This is a genomic window from Streptomyces ovatisporus (assembly GCF_042653885.1).
Lineage (GTDB): Bacteria > Actinomycetota > Actinomycetes > Streptomycetales > Streptomycetaceae > Streptomyces > Streptomyces ovatisporus.
On the sequence record NZ_JBHSFH010000004.1, the window covers coordinates 122,445 to 141,793 of the forward strand.

Consider the following 19,349-nt stretch of genomic DNA (forward strand, 5'->3'; position numbering starts at 1 on the left):
GACGAGCAGGACGGGCGGCGAGGTCAGCCCGAGGTACTGCTCCAGAAGTCCGCCATCGCCCGAGCCGTCTCCCCGGGCCGTTCCGCATTGGGTGAGTGCCCGGCGCCCTGCACGACGGTACGGACCGCGCCGAGCCGTACTGCCATGTCGTCGAGCAGTGGCACGGCCCATGCGTAGTCGACCGATCCGGACAGCACGTGCACGGGGAGCGCCGGCCGGTCTGATCCCGCGGCGGAGACGGCTGCGGCGAGTTCGTCGACGCGGTCGGGCTCGGCGATCAACCGCTGTGCCGTCACGGACAGTTGTTCCGGCACGTGTGCCAGCCAGCGCTCGTGCATGAATTCGGCGACCTCGGGCGGCGTCGTCTCGTCGGCGGCCTCGACGGGGTCCAGTTCGCGCATCGCCTGCCAGATCTCCTCCGCGGTCATCACCGGCAGGGCACCCAACAGCAGTTTCAGACGGTGTTGCTGGGAGGCGGAGACAGCAGCGGGACCACTGCTCATGAGGGTGAGGGACGCGAAGGGCGTCCGGTCACGCAGCACGGCGTCACGGGCGATGAGACCACCGAGCGAATGACCCAGCAGATGCACTCGACGAGCCGACTGCGCACTGCGCGCGCCGTGCGGGGGGTTCGCCGCGTGGCTGCCGTTGTCGCTGTCGTGCAGTACGTCGTCGTCCTGTTGCAGCGCCTCCGCCAGGGCCAGCGCGTCACGAGCGAGCTCTGTCCGCGAGTACGCGGCCTCAGCGCGCGGTCCACCAGTCTCGTACTGACCGCGCTGGTCCACGGCCACGGCGCGGAACCCGGCGTCGGCCAGCGGCTCCAGCAGTGCGATGAAGTCCTCTTTGCTGCCGGTGAAGCCGGGCAGCAGCAGCGCGGTGCCCAGGCGCGGCACACCCGCGTCGTGCACGGCGAACTCGCCGCGCGCAGTGTCCAGTCGGTACGCGCGGACTGCGGACGGCGGCACGAGGAACGGCGGCTTGCTCATGCGAGGACGCTACCGCCCCGTCGTCGTACGGACAGCTGGACGGTTGCCCTGCATCTGCACAGCGTCGAGGCCCGGACCCACCAGGGTCCGGGCCTCGACGCATGGATGCCCATAACAGCCGGAGTTCCGGCCGGGCAGCAGATCAGCTCTCCGGAGCGGCCTGCGGCTGCTGTGCCGCCTTCGCGCCACCGCCGCGCGTACGACGGCGACGGGCCGGCTTGGCTTCCGCCGCGCCGGCGGTCTGGCCCGGCTGCTCGCCGGTGGCAGTCGCCGTGCCGGCCGACTTCGCACCTGCCGCAGCCGTCCCCTCCTGCGCCTTCCCCGCACCGGCTCCGCCACTGCGGGTACGGCGGCGGCGCCGCGGCTTGTGCGGACCGGCGTCCTCGACGGCGGGTGCCGGAGCTGCCGCCGGCGAACCGGCGGTCTCGTCCGTGCCGTCGAGGGGCTGCCCGTTGCGGGTGCGCCGCCGCTGACGCGGGGGCCGCGTGCGCTTGGGACGCTCCGCCTCCGGCGCCGCTGCGCCTCCACCACGGCCACCACGGCCGCGGCCGGGACCGCGTCCCGTCTCGCCCAGGTCCTCGACCTGCTCGGCCGAGAGACCCGCACGGGTGCGCTCGGTGCGGGGCAGTATGCCCTTGGTGCCCGAGGGGATGCCCAGCGCCTCGTACAGGTGCGGGGACGTGGAGTACGTCTCCTCCGGCTCCCCGAGGCCCAGCTCCAGCGCCTTGTCGATCAGCTGCCAGCGGGGGATGTCGTCCCAGTCGACGAGCGTGACGGCCGTACCCGAAGCGCCCGCACGGCCCGTACGGCCGATGCGGTGCAGGTAGGTCTTCTCGTCCTCCGGCGTCTGGTAGTTGATGACGTGCGTCACGTTGTCGACGTCGATGCCGCGGGCGGCCACGTCGGTGCACACCAGGACATCGACCTTGCCGTTGCGGAAGGCGCGCAGCGCCTGCTCCCGGGCCCCCTGGCCCAGGTCGCCGTGGACGGCGCCCGCGGCGAAGCCGCGCCGGGTGAGCTGGTCCGCAACGTCGGCGGCGGTCCGCTTCGTACGGCAGAAGATCATCGCGAGCTCGCGGCCCTCGGCCTGCAGCATGCGGGCGACCATCTCCTGCTTGTCCATGGAGTGGGCGCGGAAGGCGTGCTGCTTGGTGTTGGCCACCGTCTGGCCGACGTCGTCCGGCTCGGAGGCACGGATGTGGGTGGGCTGGCTCATGTAGCGGCGGGCCAGAGAGATGACCTGGCCGGGCATCGTCGCCGAGAACAGCATGGTCTGCCGCTTGACCGGCAGCATCTGGATGATCTTCTCGACGTCCGGCAGGAAGCCCAGGTCGAGCATCTCGTCGGCCTCGTCGAGGACGAGCGTCCGCACGTCGGACAGGCGCAGCTTCTTCTGGCCCGCCAAATCGAGCAGCCGGCCGGGGGTGCCGACGACGACGTCGACGCCCTTCTTCAGAGCGTCGACCTGGGGCTCGTAGGCACGGCCGCCGTAGATCGACAGCACTCGGACGTTGCGGACCTTGCCCGCGGTCAGCAGGTCGTTCGTCACCTGCTGGCACAGCTCTCGCGTCGGGACGACGATCAAGGCCTGCGGGGAGTCGGTGAGCGACTCGGGCTGCGCCCGGCCGTGCTCGACGTCGGCGGGAACGGTGACGGAATCCAGGAGCGGCAGGCCGAAGCCCAGCGTCTTGCCGGTGCCGGTCTTCGCCTGGCCGATGACGTCGCCGCCCGCGAGGGCGACGGGCAGGGTCATCTCCTGGATCGGAAAGGGCGTGCTGATGCCGACGGCTTCCAGCGCCTCGGCTGTCTCGGAGAGGATCCCGAGATCTCGGAAAGTCGTGGTGGTCAGGATGCTGGCCTATTCTGTGTGACGCGCGAGGAGGCGGCGAGGAGGGTCGTACCGCGGTGACCCGGGGGCGGCGTCTTCGCCGGCCCGCCGGACTGTGCGGGACCACTGGCTCTCGCTCAAGCGCTCTTCACGCGAGCGGTCCCTCCATGGTCACGGGACGTGTGGGGAACACGCGCCTCGCGGAGGGCGGTCAGGTCGGAGCCGATCGGGCCTCCGACCGGGCATCCGCAGTCTTGCGTACGTGCATCCCGCCGAGCTGGCGGGAGCCAATATCACTGTACCCCGGATCCGTGCATGTGTACCGGGCCGATTGTTGTGTACGAGTTCACTGAGGCCGGGGAGGCCTGTCAACGGGGCGTACCGGCCGGATGACGCGGGCTATCGTGCTGGGCATGGAGACGCCTGAGAAGACCCCCGCCACCGAGCACACCGGTACTGCCACGCAGAACTGGGAAGAGGCGTCCGCGGACGCGACCTACCGGGCAGCTGTCGTTGATCTGCTGGGAGCGCTGGCCTACGGCGAACTCGCCGCCTTCGAGAGGCTGGCGGAGGACGCGAAACTCGCGCCGACCCTGGCCGACAAGGCGGAGCTGGCGTCCATGGCCTCCGCCGAGTTCCAGCACTTCGCGCAGCTGCGGGAACGGCTCGCTGTGATCGATGTGGAACCGACCGAAGCCATGCGGCCCTTCGCGGCGCCGCTCGACGAGTTCCACAGGCTGACCGCGCCGTCGGACTGGCTGGAGGGCCTGATCAAGGCGTACGTCGGGGACTCGATCGCTTCGGACTTCTACCGCGAGGTGGCCGTGCGGCTGGACTCCGACACCCGCGCGCTCGTGCTGGGTGTGCTCGATGACACAGGCCACTCCAGCTTCGCCGTCGAGAAGGTGCGGGCAGCGATCGAGGCGGACCCGAGGGTCGGCGGGAGGCTCGCGCTGTGGGCACGGCGGCTGATGGGCGAGGCCCTCTCGCAGGCACAGCGCGTGGTCGCGGAGCGGGACGCTCTGTCGACGATGCTGGTGGGCGGTCTCGCGGACGGCTTCGACCTCGCGGAGGTGGGGCGGATGTTCTCCCGGATCACGGAGGCGCACACCAAGCGGATGGCGGCGCTGGGCCTGGCTGCGTGACCGGCCCGGTGCTGACCGCGTCCCGTCGGTGTGCCCGTCCGCGCGTGCTGTTCGCACGAGTGCGGTGAACGGACTTCGGGGACGCGGGCTGTGCCGCCCGTACGGGGGACCGCCGAGCGCCTCCCGGACTTGACTCTGTGACCAGCCGCCCGGCAGAGGCGTCGACAGGTGGGTGGCTGCGGCCGGCATCCGTCGCCGCAAGGGACACCGCTAGGGCATGGGCGGACTGATCACGTTCGCCGGCAGGCGGTGAGCGGGCCGTACGTCCACGATCAGCAGTGAGAGGATCGCCACACTCACCACTGCCGAGACCGCGAGAGTCGTCAGCGTGTGCCCGCTGCCCAGTACGACCCTGCAGATGAGTCCGCCCACGAGCGCTGCGGCCGGCCCGGTCACCAGGACCAGAGGACCGCGCGGGAGCCGTTCCGGGAGCTGACGGACGGCTGCGCAGGCGATGACAAGTCCGAGGGCCGTGGCGCCGAGTGCCTCCCAGAACATGGGACCTCCTCCGGTTACGGCCGACGTGCTGTTCGGTCGTTCCCGTACTCCCCGTATGGCGCACACGCGAAACGGCGGCCCCCCGAAAGATTCGGGGGGCCGCCGCCGTTCCGTACGTGTGTCTTGCGCGGGTGCTCAGATAGTGCCGAACCCCACCTTGCGGCCCGTGTGTTCACCGATCTCGACGTAGGCCACGCGCCCTGCCGGGACCAGGATCTTGCGGCCGTGCTCGTCCGCCAGGTTGAGCATGCTCGAGCCGCCTTCGGCCAGTGCAGCCGACACCACGCTCTCGACTTCCTCGGGAGACTGCTTGCTCTCGAAGACGATCTCGCGGGGCGCGTGCTGCACGCCGATCTTGACCTCCACGGCTATGTCCCTCCGAACGGTCAGTTGTTACGCGGTCAGCCGCGCTGTACGGAGCACACATTAGCCGGACACCTTCCCTGGCAGGGGGCCGCCCGGGCACGCCCGCAGCGAACACCGCACGCCCGCAGCGAACACGGTTCGTGTCGCTGCGGGCGTGCGGAGCGTCTCACTGCATCGGGAAGCCGGCGATGCCTCTCCACGACAGGGACGAGATCAGCTTGGCCGCCGCGTCGCGGGGGATCGGCTGCCCCGAACCCAGCCAGAAGCGGGCGGTGATCTGTGCCATCCCGCACAGGCCGACGGCCAGCAGCATCGACTGCTCGCGCGGCAGCTTGGTGTCCTCGGAGATGACTTCGCTGACGGCTTCCGCGCAGTCCAGGCTGACCTTGTCCACGCGTTCCCGCACAGCGGGCTCGTTGGTGAGGTCGGACTCGAAGACGAGCCGGAAGGCACCGCCCTCGTCCTCGACGTAGGCGAAATAGGCGTCCATCGTGGCCGCCACGCGCTGCTTGTTGTCCGTGGTCGAGGCGAGCGCTGTCCTCACTGCCTGCAGCAGCGATTCGCAGTGCTGGTCGAGCAGCGCGAGATAGAGGTCGAGTTTGCCGGGGAAGTGCTGGTAGAGCACGGGCTTGCTGACGCCGGCCCGGTCGGCGATGTCGTCCATGGCCGCCGCGTGGTAGCCCTGCGCGACGAACACTTCCTGGGCTGCTCCCAGCAATTGGTTGCGTCGGGCCCGGCGCGGCAGGCGCGTGCCGCGTGGGCGCGCTTCAGTTTGCTCGATGGCTGACACGCCGCCTCCCTGATCGGTCTGTCTGCGCGCGGAATGCGCTGCGCCCGCCATCGTACTTTTGGGTAACCGCAGTGTGACTCCTGCGGTCCGATAATTTCAGCTGGCAGGCAGTGCAACGGGCGCTTTATCGGTACTCATCCTCTTCCAGTTCCACCACGCGCGCCTGCTCGGCGGCGTCGGCGGGGTCGGCCTCGATGTCGGTGCGGCCGGTGATCGGTTCGTCCCGCTGGCGGAGCAGGTCGGCATGTTGCTCCGCGGCGTCCTCCGGCGGAGCCTCCAGCCCTGCCGGCTGCTCCTCCGGTTCCTCTTCGTATCCGTCCTCGACGTTGTCCGGGTCGATCGGGTCAACAGACATGCACGCTCCCCTTTCCAGGAAGGACGCCTCCTATTCGAGGCTACGACTAGACGTGAGTGACGTGTGACGGCGAACACATGAGGAGTCGTGTGATCGTCTCGTAACATTGCCCCATGTCGTCGACCGAACACCCGGAAGCAGCCGGGGCCGCCGGAGCGCCCAGCGCCGCCGAACCGGTGCCGCCGTCCGGTGCTCCTTCGGCGCACGAGGGCGAGGTTCTCCGCTCGGTCGCCCTGCCCGGGCTGACTCTGAACGTCCGCTCGCGCCCGCCGCGGCAGCAGGGCCTGCCGCCCGCCCTGTACGTCCACGGCCTCGGCGGATCATCGATGAACTGGTCCGCGCTGATGCTCGAGCTGGCCGGTGACGTCGACGGCGAGGCGCTGGACCTGCCCGGCTTCGGCATGTCCCCGCCGCCCGACGACGGCAACTACTCGGTCTCGGCCCACGCCCGGGCCGTGATCCGCTACCTCGACTCGTCCGGCCGTGCCCCCGTCCACCTCATCGGCAACTCGCTCGGCGGGGCGATCACGACGCGGGTCGCGGCGATCCGGCCGGACCTCGTACGGACACTCTCGCTGGTCTCGCCCGCCCTGCCCGAGCTCCCGCCGCAGCGCACCGCTCTCCCCACGGCGCTGCTCGCGGTGCCCGGGGTCGCGCGGCTGTTCGGCCGGCTGACCAGCGACTGGTCCGCGGAGCGGCGCACGCGAGAGGTGCTGGCGTTGTGCTACGGCGACCCGGCTCGCGTCTCGGACGCAGGGTTCGCCGCAGCGGTCGAGGAGTACGAGCGCAGACTGCGGCTGCCGTACTTCTGGGACTCCCTCGCCCGTTCCGCCCGCGGCGTCGTCGACGCCTACACCCTGGGCGGCCAGCATTCGCTGTGGCGGCAGGCGGAACGTGTGCTCGCTCCGACGCTGCTCGTGTACGGCGGACGCGACCAGCTCGTGAGCTTCCGGATGGCACGACGCGCGAGCGCCGTCTTCCGCGACAGCCGCCTGCTTGCGTTGCCCGAGTCAGGACATGTGGCAATGATGGAGTACCCGGAGATCGTCGCGTGCGCATTCCGTGAACTGCTTGTGGATACTGCTCGGTTGACGGGTCAGGTCGAGGTGGGCAAGGCTGCGTCCTCGACGCCCGTACACCCGAAAGGTGACTAGTGGGACGCCATAGCCGCAAGGGGCGCGCAAAAGCCGGCGACCCGCCCGACCGGGCGGCGCAACGAGGCGACTCCGCGCCTGCGTACGGCATGGCACAAGAGGACCCGTCCGGTCCGAGAACATCCGCGCCCTACGCTCCGGACCCACGGGACGGCGCGTCGAACGGCGGTCAGACGTGGCACGGGAACGGCCATGGGTATTCGGTTCGCGGCGGCCACCCCGAGCAGCGTGAACCAGGCGGCGGCTGGGGCGCGGATTCCACCGGTCCGGGTTCCGGGGCGGGCCGCACGGCCGGACGGGTGCTGCAGGGGGCCCCTGGAGCGGCGGCCGGAATGGGCCACTCCGTCGGCCCGCGGCAGGAGTACCTGGACGCCTTCGACGACGACCTCTTCGGGAGCGGTGCGGCAGGGGCCGTACGCGCTCCCGCTCCGCGTCACCCCGGTGGGGGCGGCCCTGATGCTGCTCCGCTGCGCGCGCCCGGCGGGCGCCGTCCCGGGCGGCCCGGGACCCCGGGGCCGTGGGACGGTTACGGGCAGAACCCCGGGTTCGGTGACGACGGGCAGAGCAGGCATGATCCGCGTCTGCACCCGGGACACGGGCACGGACCGGGATACGGCCCGGGCCCGGGACGCGTCCGGGCACCTGGCAGAGGGCCGGGCGGACCGGGGCCGGGTCCGGGACAGCCGGAGTTCCCGGAGGGGCGGAACGCCTCGACCGGGAGCATGCCGCGCGTGTCCGTTCCCGCCCCGGCGCCGCGGCCGAAGAAGGGCGGCAAGGGCCGTGTGGTCACGGGCGTCCTGGCACTCGCTGTGACGACGGTGCTGGCCGTGGTCATCGGCGGACAGGTCGCCGGAGGTGGCGACACCAGCCGGAACGGAGCCACCGGACAGACGGACGACCGCGGTCAGACGGACGGCGGAACGACCTCGCGGTCGGAGGACGGGCGTGGCGCACCGGGGGCACCGGAGAAGGCGGCACCCTCCTACGCCCAGCAGATGTCCGAGGTGCTCCCCCTCGAGCCCGACTTCAAGGGCAAGGGCACCTTCACGGCGGTGAAGGGCGAGGAGCGGGGCGCCGAGGGCGGCGGCGAGGTGCTGCGCTACCGCGTGGACGTCGAGAAAGGGCTCCCCCTGGCGTCGGGACTGTTCGCGAAAGCCGTGCACAAGACGCTCAACGACGAGCGGAGTTGGGCCCACGACGGTGAGCGGAGCTTCGAACGGGTGGACGGCAAGGAAGCCGACTTCGTGATCACCCTGGCGAGTTCTCCGACGACGGACGTGTGGTGCGCGAAGTCGGGTCTGGACACCAGCCAGGAGCGGGTCTCCTGCGACTCGGCCTCCACCGACCGCATCATGATCAACGGGTACCGGTGGGCACAGGGCGCGAAGACGTTCGGCGATCACCGCATGTACTCGTACCGGCAGATGCTCATCAACCACGAGGTGGGCCACAGGATCGGGCTCAACCACGTGGGCTGTTCCAAGGACGGCGCACTTGCGCCGGTCATGATGCAGCAGACGAAGACCGTGACGACCGACGGGGCGACCTGCAAGCCCAACGCGTGGCCGTTCCCGAAGGGCTGACGGTCCGCGTCTGTGCGGTCGGCGGTCGTCTGTGCGGTCTGCGGTCGCGGTATGCCGCGTTTCAGGTGAAGCGGAACCTCTCCGCTTGCTCTTCTCCCCGGCCGGAATCTTCTTCCGCAGACGCATCGGCGGCCGGGCGCCCACTGTCGTGACCCTGGCTGGAGTGCGGACCGATTTGCGCCTCTAGCGCATGGGAACGTCCGACTGGTCGGTAAGTCACGGGCATTCACCCCTTTCGGTGGCGCGACGGACAACCGTCCATGGTGTGCGAAAGGCGCGAATAGCGTCTTCCTCCGTCACGCCACTCAGCCTTTCGGGCGGTGGCTCAGCTCGAATCATCGGTCGGGGGTGGTGCGTCCGTGCGCATCGCATTGCTTACGGAGGGTGGCTATCCCTTTGCGCGTGGTGAGGCAGTGGTCTGGTGCGACCGGCTGCTGCGCGGCCTCGACGGCCATGAGTTCGAGGTGTACGCGCTGAGTCGCAGCGCGCGGCAGGAGACTGCCGAATGGTGTGAACTTCCCGCCAACGTCGCCCAGGTGCACACAGCGCCGCTGTGGGACCGAGCGCGGATGCGAGGCGGGGCGGCCGCCCGTGCGGCCGACTGCTCGGCAGGCCACCGATGGCTCTCCCGGGCAGGTGCCGGTGCTGTTCGCAGCGGGACGTACGGACGGCGCGAGCGGCGCCGGTTCGCCGAGTGCTTCCACGAGCTGGCCTCTGCCGTCTGCGCCGTCGGATCGTATGACCCCCCGAATCCGCAGGACGAGCGCCCCGGCAGCGAACAGGCCGGAGCGGAAGGCCAGTTGACGGACCGTTTCGCCGCAGGGCTCTACGGGCTGGCCGAGCTCGCCCGCGAGCACGGCGGTCTGACGGGCTCCTTCCGCTCCGAACTCGCGATCCGCGTGCTGCAGTCCGCGTGCCGCGCGCCCGGCACTCTCCGCGCCGCACATGGCGTGGGCGTCAGCGATCTGCTGACTGTGGCGGAACGCCTGGAGCGCGCGCTGCGTCCGCTCTCCCTCGACTGGTACGGGTGCTCGGGCGGCGACGACAGCGGTGGCGGCCATGCGCACGGCCCCGGGCAGGGCGGTGGCTGTGAGGCGGGGAACACCTGGCCGGGCCTGGCCGGTGTGGACCTGTGTCACGCAGTGGGCGGCGGTCCTGCCGCGCTGCCGGGACTTCTGGCGAAGCGATTCTTCGGTACGCCACTGCTGATCACCGAGTACGGCGTGCGACTGCGGGAGCACTATCTCGCCAGCGCAGCAGAAGCCGTCGCACCGACTACTGCGGGTGCCCCCGTGCGGGCGCTGCTGGCCTCGTTCCAGCGGCAGTTGGTGCGGGAGGCGTACTCACAGGCGCAACTCATCACACCCGGGAACACGCACGCGCGTCGCTGGCAGGAGCGGTGCGGAGCGTCGCGCGAGAAGCTGCGCACCGTCTACGCCGGCATGGACGCCACGCCGTTCGCTGAGATCGGTGAACTCGCCGACAGCGCGAAGCGGGGCGGCGTCGCGCCGCGCGACAGCGAGACGGACGCGGACAGTTCGACCCTCGTGTGGGTGGGACGCATCGGACCGGAGAAGGACCTGATCGGTCTTCTGCACGCCTTCGCCGCCGTCCGCACGGCGATTCCGGGGGCGCGGCTGCGCGTCGTGACGACGTCTCCCGGCAGAGGGGCCGAGGCGGTGGAGTACGCGGCGCGTTGCCGCGCCCTGGCGGTGCAGCTCTTTCCCGACGAGGCGGACGCCGCCGGTGCGGTGGGTGAAAGTCCCGTTTCGTTCGACGAGTTGGGCAGTCCTGCTGTGCCCACGCGTGCGCACGCGTACGGAGCGGGCTGCGTGGTGGTGCTCTCCAGTTCGGTCGAGGGCTTTCCTGTCTCACTGATCGAGGCGATGTTCTGCGGGCGGGCCACTGTCTCGACGGACGTGGGCGCGGTGTGCGAGGTCATCGGCGGCACAGGGCTCGTCGTACCGTCGCGCAATCCCCGTGCTTTCGCGGACAGTTGTGCGGCTCTGTTGCGTGACCCGGAGCGCAGGGAGCGGCTCGGGGCGGCGGCGCGGGCACGCGCACTCGAACTTTTCACTGTCGAGCAGAACGTCGAGGCGTTCCGCGGCATCTATCTGGAGTTGATGTCGCGTTGGCCCGTCCCCGAGGGCAGTGGGACGGCAACGACTCATGGCGGCGAGCCGCAGCCCTTCGGACGTCCTGCCGAATCGCGGGTGCCGGGCCGCTGGACCGACGGCACGAACGGCACGGCGGCTGTGGCCGCGTCCCGTTCTGTCTCTGCCGGGCTCCGCGCGGGCGTGCGGCGCCCGTCGGCACCCGTGCTGCAGGGCGTGCGCGCGGGCGTCGCGTCGGCAGCGGCGCCCCGGTCCCGCCTGCGTCCCTCCGCCCCGAGCTGGGCTCGGCCGGACCTGCCGGACAGCGCAGCGATCGGACCGCGGATGCGACAGCAGAGCGTGCGGACGGAGACCCGGAAGGAAGACCGCAGATGAGCGTTCGCAGACCCCCGAGCCCGGGCACGGCCGAACCGGACCGTCCGGCCGCCGCCTGCCCGTACGAGCCAGGCGACCCGGTGGGTGGAGAGGCCTGGGACGTGCGTTCCTGGGCGCTGCTCGCCTCGTCGGACGTGTCCGCGGACGTGCCGGACAGTGCGGCGCGGGTCCCCGCGGCGAGGGCGAAGCCGTCCGACGGCTCGGACGCAGCGAGCAGCAGGTCCATGGGGGCAAGCCCCGGGAGCCGGGTTCCAGGACCCCGGGAGGCCCGTCCGACTGCGCGCGCGGTGACCGGCCCGGCGGACCCCGTCAGGGAGTTGATGCACCGGCACCGCGGACTGTGCGAACGAGCTGTCGATCCGTTGGAGATCGCTGCCGGTCTTGAGGCTGTGGGCGTCACCGACCGTACTGCGGCACGTTTCCGCCATCGTGACGTCTTCTCCCTCGCCGAGGAGCTGTTCGCGCGGGTACCGCGTGCTGACGGGGAGCGAGACGTACTGTCCTCCCGCTCTGATGCCGGCCCTTCGCACTCTTCCGGTGGCAGCCGCAACCGCAGCCGTGCGTCGCACTGTGCGGGCGGGCGTATCGCCCGGTGGATGCTGAACGCGTTCCTGGTGCTGCTGCCCGCGATGTTGACCGGCGTGTGCGTGGCGCTGTCCGAGTCAGCCCTGGTGCGTCAGGCAGACGGACCGGCTGTCGCCGCCGGTGTCGCCACGGCCGCATTCGCTGTCGGGCTGTCCGTGCGATTTGTGCTGTGCCGTCTCGCCGGGGCGAAGGCCGGTCTGCCGACCCTGCTCTCAGCCGGCTGGCTGACCGGCGTCGTCGTCTGCACGGACCGGCTGCAGGGAGGACAGGACGGCTCCGCCGGGGAGGGCGCGGCGGGAGCGGTGAGCGCCGCAACCGTGCCGCTCGCACTCGCGTGCGCTCTCGTACCGGCCGTGCTGTGCGCCCGCCGGTTCGCAGTAGGGGCGCGGCGGAGACTGGCGGGCAGCCGCACACTGGACGATTTCGCGGCGGGTATGTGGCCGCTGTTGACGGCGACTGTGGCTCTTTTCGCCTTGCTGATGCCGGGACTTCAGGTCGTCTTCGCCCAAGCGGCGGGGATCGTGGTCGGCCCGGGCGAGCGAGGCGGTGGAGACGCAGGAGGCAGCGGAGCCGGAAGCAGCTCCGTCTCCGCCGAAGTGCTGATGTCCACCACAGCCCTGGGGATGCTGCTGTTCACCGCACTGCTGCTGACTGCGCACGGGTTCCGGCGAGCTGCTTCGACCGGGCTGGGCGTCGCCTGCGGGGTGGAGACAGTCGTCCTCACCGTGGGGGCGGTCCCCGCAGGGGGAAGCGCCCCCGGGCCTCTGCGTCCGGAGCTCGTACCGGCAGCTGTCTGCGCCTGCGTCGCGCTGGGGCTGCTGGCCTGGGCGTACCGGCTGCTCGGCGGGGCCTTCGCCCATCACGGGGGAGGGCGGGAGTCCCGCAGCGTCCGCAGCGCCCCGAGGCACTGCGCGGACTGTGCGCGTCCCGGTGACGGAGTGCACCGCTCCGACGAAGGTCATCGTTCTCACGACGTACACAGCTCTCACGACGTCCGCTGTCCTCACGACGAGCACAGCTCTCACGACGTACACAGCTCTCGCGACGTGCACAGCTCACCTGACGAGCACGGCTGCTGCGCCGAGCCCGACGCGCACAGCGAGACCCCCTGGGGCGCGACGCCCTGAATCGCGACGGCCACCACCGTCACCCCCACCACGCCCATCCCCGTACGCCCGCCCAGGCCGCGTACGCACCCACGACACGACTAAGGAGCAAGGCCGGATGACCACGGCACAACCGTCACACCGCACTGACGAGCACCTGGAGGTCCCGCGATGAGAGTCCTCCTGCTCGGTGCGAGCGGATACCTCGGGCGCTTCGTCGCCGACAGACTGCTGGCGGACCCCGCCGTGCAGCTCACCGCCCTCGGCCGCGACGACGACGCCGATGTGCGTTTCGACCTGGCCACAGGAAGCCCGGGAGCGCTGACCCGCTTCCTCGACGCAGTGCACCCCGGCGTCGTCGTCAACTGCGCGGGCGCCACCCGCGGAGGAGCACGTGAGCTGACGCGTCAGAACACCGTCTCGACCGCCACCGTCTGCGAGTCGCTGCGGCGCAGCAGCTGTGACGCGCGGCTGGTGCACGTCGGCTGCGCCGCGGAGTACGGGCCGTCACAGGCGGGTTCCTCCACCGGCGAGGCTGCGACGCCGCGCCCCGGCGGGCCGTACGGCGTGAGCAAGCTGGCCGCGACGGAGCTGGTCCTCGCGTCGGGCCTGGACGCCGTCGTTCTGCGGGTCTTCTCACCGGCGGGACCGAGCACCCCCGCCGGTTCCCCGCTGGGGCGGCTGGCGGACGGCATGCGCCGGGCGATGCAGCAGGGCGAGACCGAGCTGAGGCTGGCCGGACTCTCCGTGCAGCGCGACTTCGTGGACGTGCGGGACGTCGCGCGTGCAGTGCACGCCGCTTCGCTCTCCGCGGCACAGGGAGTCATCAACATCGGGACGGGCAGGGCGGTCCGCCTGCGTGACGCTGCGTCCGTGCTCGCGAGAGTCGCCGGGTACGGCGGGGCCCTGCACGAACTGGAACCGTCCAGCGGGCAGGGGGCAGCAGGGCCGGGGGCGCTCAGCTCCAGCAATCCGGGAGTTCCGTCCGGGACTGCCGGCGCTCCGGGGCCCGCCTCCGCGGCCGGCACTTCGTCGGCCGCTGTCGGCACGGCCCATGTGCCGTCGCCCGCCGGGCCCTCGTCCGCGGCGGCGCCGACGGCGTACCACTATCCGGACGGCTGTGGCAGCTGGCAGCAGGCGGATGTGAGGACGGCGCGCGACCGGCTGGGATGGCGCCCGCGCATCGGCCTCGAGGAGTCGCTGGCCGACATCTGGATGGAGGCGGCATGCCGCATCTGATGAGCCCCGGAACGCTCCCCCTGCCGGCTGAGACGGCCGGCCGTACGGGCCTGGGGGTGCCCGGGTGGGCCCACCCGATGCTCGCGCCCCAGGAGTGGGCGGCACTGGCGCATCCCGGACTGCCGTTGCACTGGGCGGTCCTCGACGTGGCCGGCGGTCCCGGCACCCGTCCCGACTCGTACTGCCTGGCGTCGGCGGACAGGCTGCACAGTGCGGGAGTGGCCGTGCTGGGTCATCTCGACATGCGGGACGGGGCACGTTCGTTCGGCGAACTGGTCTCGGATGCACACCGCTACCTCGACTGGTACCGGGTGGACGGCTTCTACCTCGCGCACTGCCCGTCCGGCCCTTCGCAGCTCGCCGATGTCGAGCGGACGGCGGCGACGCTGCGGGCCCTGTGCGTTCAGCAGCGTCGTCACCGTGAGCGGCACGCGCTCGCCGGCCGGGCGGCGCCGCCGGGGTCCGCGGCCGCTCCGCGTCCGTCCCCTGCGCTCGTCTTCGGGCACGGCAGCCACCCGCATCCCGGATACGCGGAACTGGCCGACCAGTTGGTGACGTTCTCCGGCGGCTGGCCCGACTACCGGTGGTCGCAGGCGGCCGAGTGGACGGCGACCCACCCTGCGGAGCGCTTCTGTCACCTGGTGCACAGCGTGCCGCGCATGCACATCGAGGAGGCGATGCGCATCGCGCGCTGGCAGGGGGCGGCCACTGTGTACTTCACGGACAGGTGCGCGCGGGGCGGCCGGAACCCCTGGGAAGCACTGCCCGGCTACTGGGACGAGATCGTCTCGCGCCTCGGACCGGGTGTCTCGGAATGAGATAGGGCGTGGCAGTGTTGCGGAAGAACAACCGTACGTTTCCACCGACCGACGGAGTCCCCGTGTCGCTGCCACCCCTGGTCGAGCCGGCTGCCGAGCTCACCGTTGACGAGGTCCGCAGGTACTCGCGCCACCTGATCATCCCGGATGTCGGGATGGACGGGCAGAAGCGGCTGAAGAACGCCAAGGTGCTCTGTGTGGGCGCCGGCGGCCTCGGGTCGCCCGCACTGATGTACCTCGCCGCCGCGGGCGTGGGAACCCTGGGGATCGTGGAGTTCGACGAGGTCGACGAATCGAACCTGCAGCGCCAGATCATCCACAGTCAGTCGGACATCGGTCGTTCCAAGGCGGAGTCCGCCAAGGACACAGTGCTGGGCATCAACCCGCACACCACCGTCAACCTCCACCTGGAGCGTCTCGACTCGTCCAACGTGAAGGAGATCTTCGCCGGCTACGACCTGATCGTGGACGGCACCGACAACTTCGCCACCAGGTATCTGGTCAACGACGCCTGCGTGCTGCTGGGCAAGCCCTACGTGTGGGGCTCGATCTACCGCTTCGACGGTCAGGCGTCGGTCTTCTGGAGCGAGCACGGTCCTTGCTACCGCTGCCTCTACCCGGAGCCCCCGCCGCCCGGCATGGTGCCGAGCTGCGCCGAGGGCGGCGTGCTGGGCGTCCTGTGCGCCTCGATCGGTTCGATCCAGGTCAACGAGGCCATCAAGGTGCTCGCCGGCATCGGCGATCCGCTGGTGGGCCGCCTGATGATCTACGACGCCCTGGAGATGAGCTATCGCCAGGTCAAGGTCCGCAAGGACCCCGACTGCGCCGTGTGCGGTGAGAACGCGACCGTGACCGAGCTCATCGACTACGAGGCCTTCTGCGGCGTCGTCTCCGACGAGGCGCAGGAGGCCGCGGCCGGGTCGACCATCACCCCGAAGCAGCTCAAGGAGTGGATGGACGACGGTGAGCGCATCGAGGTCATCGACGTGCGCGAGCCGAACGAGTACGAGATCGTCTCGATCCCGGGCGCGAAGCTCGTCCCCAAGGACGAGTTCCTGATGGGCAGCGCGTTGCAGGACTTGCCGCAGGACAAGAAGATCGTCTTGCACTGCAAGACGGGTGTCCGTTCTGCGGAAGTCCTGGCCACGCTGAAGGACGCCGGCTTCGCCGACGCCGTACACGTCGGCGGTGGCGTCATCGGCTGGGTCAACCAGATCGAGCCGGACAAGCCGGTCTACTGATCACATCCGCCAAGGGGGCTGCGACGACGGTCAGCAGCCCCCTTCGCGTATGTCTTCGCACTGGGCGGCTCCGCCGACGTACGAAGCGGTGGAGTTACCGGCCTCTCTTCCGGTGCGGCTTGTCGTGGCGTGCCGTTGCGGCATCTTGCGCGTCCGCAGCCGGCGCGCGCCGTGTGCTCAGATCGAGCCCCTGCGCGTCAGGTGCGTGAACGACAGCCAGCCCGGGCCCACGGGCAGCCACAGCGTCATCAGCCGGAACAGCAGTACGGCCGGAGTCGCGATCTCCTTCGGCACCCCGAAGGTGATCAGACCGGCGATCAGCGCCGCCTCGACCGCGCCGAGGCCGCCCGGCGTGGGAGCCGCCGAGCCGAGAGCGTTGCCCGCGAGGAAGACCACCGCGATGCTCGCGTAACTCGCGTCGTGCCCGAACGCCCGTACGCAGGCGTCAAGGCACATGACGAAGAGCAGCGTCATCAGCAGCATCCCGCCGATGCCGGTGACCAGTTTCCGCGGTCTCTGCACCACGTCCAGCATCCGCGGCACGACGCCCGCGAACAGCGAACGGAGTCGCGTGGAGACGAATCTCCGCAGGGCGGGGATCGCCGTCACGATCAGCACGAGCACGGCAGCCGTCAGCAGTCCCGCGATGACCGTCCTGGACGGTGAGAGGGTCGGTGTGTGCTCGGTGCCGGTGAGATAACCGAAGAAGAGCAGCAGCGTGATGTGGCTGCCCAGCCCGAACAGCTGCGAGGCCCCGACGCTGGCCACGGCGTGGCCCGGACGGACTCCCGAGCGCTGCAGGAACCGGGCGTTGAGTGCGACGCCGCCGACAGCGGCGGGGGCGACCAGTTTCACGAAGGAGCCCGCCACTTGAGCGACGACGGTCCGCAGGAAGGGCACCTTCTCCGGTACGAAGCCCAGGAGCGCCATCGCCGCGGCGAAGTACGTCAGTGAGGAGAAGAGCGCCGCGCCGCCGACCCACGCCCAGTTCGCCTGCCCGACGACCTCTCCGAAGTTGACCTGCGTGAGCTGCGACAGCAGGAAGTAGGCGGCCAGCGCACCGGCGATGAACGTCACGAGGGTGCGGGGCCTGACCCGTTCCAGCCTGGCCGGCTCTATGGGCGCCTGCGGTCTGACCAGCAGTACCTGCTGGCGGATCTGCGCGAGCAGGTCCTCCTCCCGCGCCTCCTCCAGCGCCTCGTCCACGGCTCTCTTCTGCGCGTTCTTCTCCGCGCGGAGCGACCTGCGGTCCTGCTTCTGGTCCGCGGCCGCGTCCACTTGCGTGCCCGAGGCCGGACCGTGGAGGTGTTCCCTGGCCTCCTTGTTGGCGCGCGACGCCTCGATGACCGCTTCACGTTCGCGCTGTGCGCGCTCCTTCGCGAGACGGCGCAGTGTGTGGCGCGTGCTGCGGCTGAGCGCGATCGGCTGCAGCATCGGCAGGCTGTCGGCGACGGAGTCGGGGCCCAGCACGTCCACTGCCGCGGCGACCGCTCTCTCCGCGCCGACGCGCAGTCCGAACGTCGTCAGCAACTGTGCGATGTCCATGCGCAGCACGACGTCGCCCGCGGCGATCTCACCGCCCCGCAGGTCGGTCAGATAGACGGTGCCCGAACTGTCGACCAGCAGCGCGTCACCGACCAGCCTGCGGTGGGTGATCCGGCGGGACTGCAGTGCTTCGACCTGCCGCCACGCCGCCCGCATCAGCTTGTCCGTGACCTCTTCGTCCGGGAGCGAGTCGAGTGTGCGGGCGTCGATGTGCTCGTAGACGAGCATCACCGCATCGGGCCCCAGCTCCGAGGTGGCGATCAGCCGGGGGGCGTTGGCTCCGGCGGCGATGGCGGCGTACGCGAGCAGCGCCTCCTGTTCGAGAGCCTGGCGCAAGGACTGGAGACTGCGGTTCTGGATCATGCCGCGCAGCGTCAGCCGCCGCCAGACCCGGTAGAAGAAGCCGTGAGCCTGCTGTTCCCGGTCGACGACTGTCACGTCGATCGGCGGGCCGCTCTCCAGCGTGACGCGGTAGCGGCGGCCGTGGTCCCCCGCCTCGGTGCCGTCGAGCCCCCCGGGGTCCTCGACGCGCAGCGCGCTCACCGGGTGGAAGCCGACGCGGCGGAGCCCGGCGAGCAGCGTCTGGCCAGTGGGACGGACGTTGGGCGTACCGACGGCGTACAGGGTGCCGTACGCGACCGACCAGCCGATCAGCACCGTGACGATGATCGAGAACAGGGTCGAGTAGCCGGGGAAGAGGACGGCGAAGGCGTTCAGCAGGAGCACCGCCCACAGCAGGACACGCCAGCGCGGCCGGCGGGCCATGCCGACGGCGGTCATGTAGGCGATCACCGGGGCGAGATAGCTGTGGACGGGGGTGGTGAGGTCGGAGTCGGTGATCTGCTTGGTCAGGACGTCCCGTACGGAGTCCGGTGCGGCCTGAGCCACCCACAGGTCTATGGCGAGGGAGGCACCGTGCGCCAGGACGGCGGCGAGTACGCCGTCCGCGATCCGCAGCCCGTCCCGCTTGATGAGCCTCTCGATGGCGAAGGCGACGGGGACGAGGAGGATGACGATGCTGGAGGTCAGACCGGTCAGGCTGATCAGCAGCGGAGGGGCCTGCTGTGTGCCTTTGTCGATGTCCTGTTCGAGACCCGCGGTCGTGCCGTGCGCGAAGTTCGCGATGACCAGCACGATCGTGATGCCGAGCAGTCCGAGCCCCAGGCGCAGCAGATCGGACGGGCGGTGCACACGGGCGGGGAGCAGCGGCTCGTCGCTCTCGACCCGTTCGGTCATTTCCTCGCCCTCGGCAGGGCCGCCGCCGGTGTCGCTGTCGGCGTCACCGTCCGCGCCACTGTTGTCGCCGCTGTCCTCGGAGGAGCGGGCCGCTCCCGCCTTCCGGCCCGGGGTATGCGAGGACGCGGACGTGGAGGGTGACTGTGCGGAGGGCCTGGAGGCCGAACCGTCGGCACGGACGAGGCGGCCCTGGCGGGACGCACGTTCCGACATCTCCCGGGCAGCATCGTCGGCGGTGCCGCCCTCCTCGTGAGAAGCGCGTTCACCTCGCCGCTGCCCGGCCGCCGTTCCGTCTTGATCCCGTATCACTCGTCACCGCCCGCATGATGGTGGCATGGCGGAACCGCCCGGGGCCCGCCCAGGGGCCCCTTTCGGGCAACGCGCG

15 protein-coding genes are annotated in these 19,349 nt (G+C 70.8%); 8 read left to right on the forward strand and 7 right to left on the reverse strand.

Translation table 11 applies throughout. The annotated features are described in order from the left end of the window. Positions 1-23: 23 nt before the first annotated feature. Together ACFPA8_RS05430 and ACFPA8_RS05435 are read right to left on the reverse strand one after the other, a co-directional pair. Entirely contained in the window at positions 24-986 is a 963-nt protein-coding gene (locus ACFPA8_RS05430) for an alpha/beta fold hydrolase (protein ID WP_386443107.1), read from the reverse strand. 142 nt (positions 987-1,128) lie between these two features. Further along, a complete protein-coding gene (locus tag ACFPA8_RS05435) occupies positions 1,129-2,739 on the reverse strand; it encodes a DEAD/DEAH box helicase (protein WP_386443110.1) in 1,611 nt (536 codons plus the stop codon). A gap of 488 nt (positions 2,740-3,227) precedes the next feature. Here ACFPA8_RS05435 and ACFPA8_RS05440 point away from each other — a divergent pair, with 488 nt between their 5' ends. After that, positions 3,228-3,959 carry a ferritin-like fold-containing protein gene (locus tag ACFPA8_RS05440; RefSeq protein ID WP_386443113.1) on the forward strand — a complete coding sequence of 244 codons (732 nt, stop codon included), beginning with the start codon at positions 3,228-3,230 and terminating at the stop codon, positions 3,957-3,959. A 210-nt stretch (positions 3,960-4,169) separates the two neighbouring features. Here ACFPA8_RS05440 and ACFPA8_RS05445 read toward each other — a convergent pair whose 3' ends face one another. The 4 genes from ACFPA8_RS05445 to ACFPA8_RS05460 all read right to left on the reverse strand — a co-directional run bounded on the left by ACFPA8_RS05445 (position 4,170) and on the right by ACFPA8_RS05460 (position 5,968). Then, a complete protein-coding gene (locus ACFPA8_RS05445) occupies positions 4,170-4,457 on the reverse strand; it encodes a hypothetical protein (protein WP_386443115.1) in 288 nt (95 codons plus the stop codon). A gap of 135 nt (positions 4,458-4,592) precedes the next feature. Continuing rightward, positions 4,593-4,823: a DUF3107 domain-containing protein gene (locus tag ACFPA8_RS05450; protein WP_386443116.1), complete on the reverse strand. Its 231-nt coding sequence runs from the start codon at positions 4,821-4,823 to the stop codon at positions 4,593-4,595. 166 nt (positions 4,824-4,989) lie between these two features. After that, positions 4,990-5,613 (reverse strand): TetR/AcrR family transcriptional regulator, encoded by a 624-nt coding sequence (locus ACFPA8_RS05455; protein WP_386443118.1) that lies wholly within the window; start codon positions 5,611-5,613, stop codon positions 4,990-4,992. Between the two features lie 124 nt (positions 5,614-5,737). Then, positions 5,738-5,968, reverse strand: a complete 231-nt coding sequence (locus tag ACFPA8_RS05460; protein WP_386443120.1) for a hypothetical protein — start codon at positions 5,966-5,968, stop codon at positions 5,738-5,740. A 113-nt stretch (positions 5,969-6,081) separates the two neighbouring features. Here ACFPA8_RS05460 and ACFPA8_RS05465 point away from each other — a divergent pair, with 113 nt between their 5' ends. From ACFPA8_RS05465 to moeZ, 7 genes are all read left to right on the forward strand, one after another. Continuing rightward, positions 6,082-7,122: an alpha/beta fold hydrolase gene (locus tag ACFPA8_RS05465; RefSeq protein WP_386443123.1), complete on the forward strand. Its 1,041-nt coding sequence runs from the start codon at positions 6,082-6,084 to the stop codon at positions 7,120-7,122. A 731-nt stretch (positions 7,123-7,853) separates the two neighbouring features. Further along, positions 7,854-8,705 (forward strand): DUF3152 domain-containing protein, encoded by an 852-nt coding sequence (locus ACFPA8_RS05470; protein ID WP_386443126.1) that lies wholly within the window; start codon positions 7,854-7,856, stop codon positions 8,703-8,705. A 359-nt stretch (positions 8,706-9,064) separates the two neighbouring features. Continuing rightward, a complete protein-coding gene (locus ACFPA8_RS05475) occupies positions 9,065-11,194 on the forward strand; it encodes a DUF3492 domain-containing protein (protein WP_386443129.1) in 2,130 nt (709 codons plus the stop codon). Continuing rightward, the gene (locus ACFPA8_RS05480) at positions 11,191-12,906 is read left to right on the forward strand and encodes a hypothetical protein (RefSeq protein ID WP_386443132.1); all 1,716 of its coding nucleotides are present in this window, start codon (positions 11,191-11,193) and stop codon (positions 12,904-12,906) included. Before ACFPA8_RS05475 ends, ACFPA8_RS05480 begins: the two co-directional genes overlap by 4 nt. 150 nt (positions 12,907-13,056) lie before the next feature. Next, a complete protein-coding gene (locus ACFPA8_RS05485) occupies positions 13,057-14,124 on the forward strand; it encodes an NAD-dependent epimerase/dehydratase family protein (RefSeq protein ID WP_386443134.1) in 1,068 nt (355 codons plus the stop codon). Further along, positions 14,112-14,942: a spherulation-specific family 4 protein gene (locus ACFPA8_RS05490; RefSeq protein WP_386443137.1), complete on the forward strand. Its 831-nt coding sequence runs from the start codon at positions 14,112-14,114 to the stop codon at positions 14,940-14,942. Before ACFPA8_RS05485 ends, ACFPA8_RS05490 begins: the two co-directional genes overlap by 13 nt. 62 nt (positions 14,943-15,004) lie before the next feature. Next, the gene (gene moeZ, locus ACFPA8_RS05495; RefSeq protein ID WP_386443140.1) at positions 15,005-16,183 is read left to right on the forward strand and encodes an adenylyltransferase/sulfurtransferase MoeZ; all 1,179 of its coding nucleotides are present in this window, start codon (positions 15,005-15,007) and stop codon (positions 16,181-16,183) included. A 177-nt stretch (positions 16,184-16,360) separates the two neighbouring features. Here the strand turns inward: moeZ and ACFPA8_RS05500 are convergent, their stop codons facing one another. Beyond that, a complete protein-coding gene (locus ACFPA8_RS05500; protein WP_386443142.1) occupies positions 16,361-19,177 on the reverse strand; it encodes a flippase-like domain-containing protein in 2,817 nt (938 codons plus the stop codon). Positions 19,178-19,349: the final 172 nt, after the last annotated feature.